This is a genomic window from Aminiphilus sp., from assembly GCF_029975095.1.
In the GTDB taxonomy this organism is placed as follows: domain Bacteria; phylum Synergistota; class Synergistia; order Synergistales; family Aminiphilaceae; genus Aminiphilus.
Genome location: NZ_JARKPW010000004.1, coordinates 1 through 3762, shown reverse-complemented (window position 1 = coordinate 3762; position 3762 = coordinate 1). Strand labels below are relative to the sequence as shown.

At 59.8% G+C, this 3762-nt stretch carries 4 protein-coding genes; 2 read left to right on the top strand and 2 right to left on the bottom strand.

The genetic code is table 11. The annotated features are described in order from the left end of the window. Both Q1K49_RS00305 and Q1K49_RS00300 read right to left on the bottom strand, forming a co-directional pair. Positions 1–881, bottom strand: an 881-nt coding sequence (locus Q1K49_RS00305) for an amidohydrolase (protein ID WP_300521411.1), incomplete at its 3' end; no start/stop codon positions are given. Between the two features lie 80 nt (positions 882–961). Beyond that, complete coding sequence (locus Q1K49_RS00300; protein ID WP_300521408.1) at positions 962–1714, bottom strand: IclR family transcriptional regulator; 753 nt, start codon at positions 1712–1714, stop codon at positions 962–964. Positions 1715–2395: 681 nt separating this feature from the next. Between Q1K49_RS00300 and Q1K49_RS00295 the strand changes: the two genes are divergently transcribed. Both Q1K49_RS00295 and Q1K49_RS00290 read left to right on the top strand, forming a co-directional pair. After that, positions 2396–3601, top strand: coding sequence for an FAD-binding oxidoreductase (locus Q1K49_RS00295; protein ID WP_300521405.1), 1206 nt, complete (start codon positions 2396–2398; stop codon positions 3599–3601). A gap of 21 nt (positions 3602–3622) precedes the next feature. Beyond that, positions 3623–3762, top strand: a 140-nt coding sequence (locus Q1K49_RS00290) for a 2Fe-2S iron-sulfur cluster-binding protein (protein ID WP_300521414.1), incomplete at its 3' end; no start/stop codon positions are given.

Here is a 3762-nt window from a genome sequence, read left to right as displayed (position 1 = left end):
CAGTCACCTCCCATTCCCCGGCAGACTCCTCGTGCGAGAGCATCTATTTTCCCCGGAAGAACGTCCCGGATGTCGGGGCTCAGAGTGCGGAGGGTTCCTTCGAGTCGAACCTCGTCGGCCAGAACGTTGTACCGGTATCCTCCGTGGACGGTTCCGAAAGTCAAAACGACCGCCTCCGTGGCGTTCACGGAGCGGGAGACCACGGTCTGCAGCGCCGTGATCACCTGAGCGGCAACGACGACGGCGTCCACCCCCTGCTCCGGGGTGGAGCCGTGGGCGCTGCGGCCACGGACGATCAGGTCGAGGCGGTCCGAGGCGCCCATGATGGGGCCGGTCTTGATACCCACTTTCCCTGTAGGAAGATCGGGCCAGACATGAAGGGCGACCATGGCGTCCACCCTAGGATTTTCCAGAACTCCGTCGGCGATCATCGCCGGAGCTCCTCCGGTGGGTGCGCACTCTTCGGCGGGTTGGAAGACGAATTTAACCGCGCCGCGGATCGTTTCCTTGAGCGACGAGAGGATCCGAGCTGCTCCGAGAAGCATCGCCGTGTGCGTGTCGTGACCGCAGGCATGCATGATTCCCGGGATCTCGGAGGCGAAGGGAAGTCCCGTCTGTTCCTGGATTTGCAAGGCATCCATGTCGGCTCTGAGGCCGACGACGGGGCCTGCCTCACGTCCTTCGAGAAGGGCGACGACGCCGGTCCCTCCGACGCCCCTGCACACGTCGAAGCCCATCTCCTCCAGTGTTTTCGCGACGAAGGAGGCGGTCTCCTCCACTTCCATGCCGACACCGGGACGGCGGTGGATGACTCTTCGGTCTTCGCGGATGCGGGAATCATGTTCTCGGGACAGACGCACAATAGTTTCACTGACGGACATACCGGCACTCTCTCCTTCGGGATGGGTTTTTCGAGCTGAACGATGGAACGAAAGGGTCGCCGAGGTCAAAAAGGAAGCGCTTACCCCAGGCGGGCCGAGATATCCTCCGCGCCGCTCCGGAGAACCGGCAGGAGATCCAGCGCTCTTTCCACGGGGAGTCGCTCCAGAGGACCGGCGATGCAGAGACATGCCCAGATCCTTCCCATACGGTCCGGAACGGGAACGGAGAGTCCCAGAAAATCGGGAACGCTTTCATTGACGCTGAGGGCGTATCCCTGACGGTGGATTCGGTCGTATTCCTCAAGGAGCATGTCGAGATCCAGGAGAGGATTCGGGCAACCCGATGCCTCGGACGCGAGATCCAGGGAGCTGAGAACGGCTGATCTCCGAACCGGATCCGGATGGTAGGCCCACAAGAGCTTACCGATGGCCCCGGCGTTGGGAGGCATTCTGGTCCCCAGCCGGCTTTTAAGCCGGATCAGATGCGGGCTTTCCACGCTCAGCGCGAGAAAGGCCGAATCCCCGTCGCGAAGTCCGACGGAAACGGTCTCTTTGGTGATGCGCCCGATCTGCTCCATGACGGGAAGGGCTGCTCCGTTGAGCCCTCTTTCGTTGGCGTAGACCACACCCATGCGGTATGCGACGGGACCGATCCGGTACAGTCCGGACTCCGTCTCTTGGAAAACGAGTCCTTCCTGGACCAGGACGGCGAGGATCTTGTGCATGCCGCTCTTGGTCATTTCCAGAGATTGGGAGAGTTCTCCCAGGGAATGAAAGAAGGGTGGCTCGCACAGATGTCGCAAAACCTGAATTCCCTTGTCCAAACGGCTCATGGAGATGCCTCCTTTTCCGTTTTGGAAATAGTTTTTCTGGAATGGATAAATCTGACTGGATTTTACGAAAAATACCAAGGCCAGTCAAGGACACCTGTGTCGGTTTGGTCGTCGTTGCGAAAACAGATTCAGGGCGGTGGAGAAAAAAGAGCAAAAGGGGAATTTGGTTTCCTCTTATGTGAAAACCGGTACTACATTGACCTCGGACGCGATTTGGTGCACAATCGAACCTGGAGTGGGATCTGCAATTCTGAATACTCTACGGAAAGGAGGTGGCACTTGATGACGGCACGTGTTTTTCTCGGCATGCCCCCTTCTTTCCCCGGCTCCAGACGGTCCCTTCCCGGCATGGTATGGGATATCTGGTCTCTTCCTCTTCCTGCAGGCTGCCGCAAGCGCCCCCCCGCAGACTGACCCTCGGCATTTCTTTTCGAAAGTAATCCCTGAATGTTCCGTCTTTTGTTCCCTTTCGTCATGTTGTTTTCCATACCTTTGCCACCCTGTTGCGATGTTGCGCCACAGGAGATTTCGGCGTATTCGTCGCGACGAGGCCGCGCATCCCTGCTGCAGCCCCTTTCGGGGTGTGTAGCGCAGGAGTGGGAGGCGGAGGATGTCGTCCTGCCGAAAGAGCGGAAAAGGCGGATCTTCTCCGAAATTCCCTAGCGTAAGGAGGTTTCGTGCATGGAGCGCAGAGAAATGAAAGCGCAAGGAGCACCGCAGTGCTGCTGCGGATGCGGCGGGGGCGTGCACAAGTGTGATGTGGCGATCATCGGCGGTGGTGTCCACGGCTGCTCCACCGCCTATCACCTGGCGAAAAAGGGTTACAAGGTGGCCCTCTTCGAACGGGACTACATCTCCTCCGGCGGAAGCGGACGTAGTGCCGCGGGCATCCGTCACCAGTTCGGCACGGAAGTGAACATCCGCCTCGCTCAGTACAACATGCAGGTGTTCAAGACGTTGGAGAAGGATCTCAACTATCCTGTCTCCCTCGAATACGATCCTGCGGGGTATCTCTGGATCGCCTACTCGGAGTCGCAGCTCGCGCAACTCGAGAAGAACGTGGCCTTCCAGAACGAACTCGGCACGACGGGTTCCAAAGTTCTCACACCCGCTCAGATCAAGGAAGTCGCGCCACATCTCAATGTGGAAGGCATGCTCGGTGCGAGCTGGAATCAGGAAGACGGACACATCAATCCCCACACGCTCTGTTTCGCCTACGCCGATTCCGCCAAGGCGCTCGGTGCGGAGATCCACAAGCACACGCCCGTCACGGGAATTCTCATGAAGGGAGGGCGTGCTGCGGGAGTCCACACGACGAAAGGTGACTGGGAGGCCGATTCGGTGGTCTGCTGCGCCGGTCCCTGGAGCGTCGAGGTGGGCAAGTGGCTGGGGTTGGATGTTCCCATCACGCCTGAGCGGCATCAGATCCTCATCACCGAAGCGGTGGAGCGCATGAAGCACCCCATGACTCTCTGTCTCGACGACGGCAGCTACTGGAAGCAGTGTCCCAACGGCACGTTCATGCTCGGGTGGGGGAATCCCGAGGAGAAGAAGGACACGGAGTACACGTCGAGCTGGGACTTCCTGGACGAGGTCACGACCCGGGTCCTCGCCAAGATGCCCGTTCTCGGCGGTATCCGGCTGGTGCGTCAGTGGACGGGGCCCTACGACAACACGCCGGACTTCCAGGCGATCGTGGGTGCCACGCCCGTGCCGGGGTTCTTCCTGAACTGCGGTTGGAGCGGCCACGGGCTGCAGTTCGGCCCCTCGGTGGGACGCATTCTCTCCGAGCTCGTCGCGGGAGAAAAGCCGTACATCGACGTGTCCATGTTCCGGTACAGCCGGTTCGAAGAAGGGGACCTCTTCTTCGAGACCGCCTGCATCTAGCGAAGACGAGGTGATGGATCGATGCGACTCATCCAGGAACATCCCATTCTCGATTTCGAGCACGGGAAGAAGAAGAAAGTGCGTGTCACCTTCGACGGCACCGAGATGGAAGGCTTCGAAGGGGAACCCATCGCCATGGCGCTGCACGCCGGAGGCGTGCG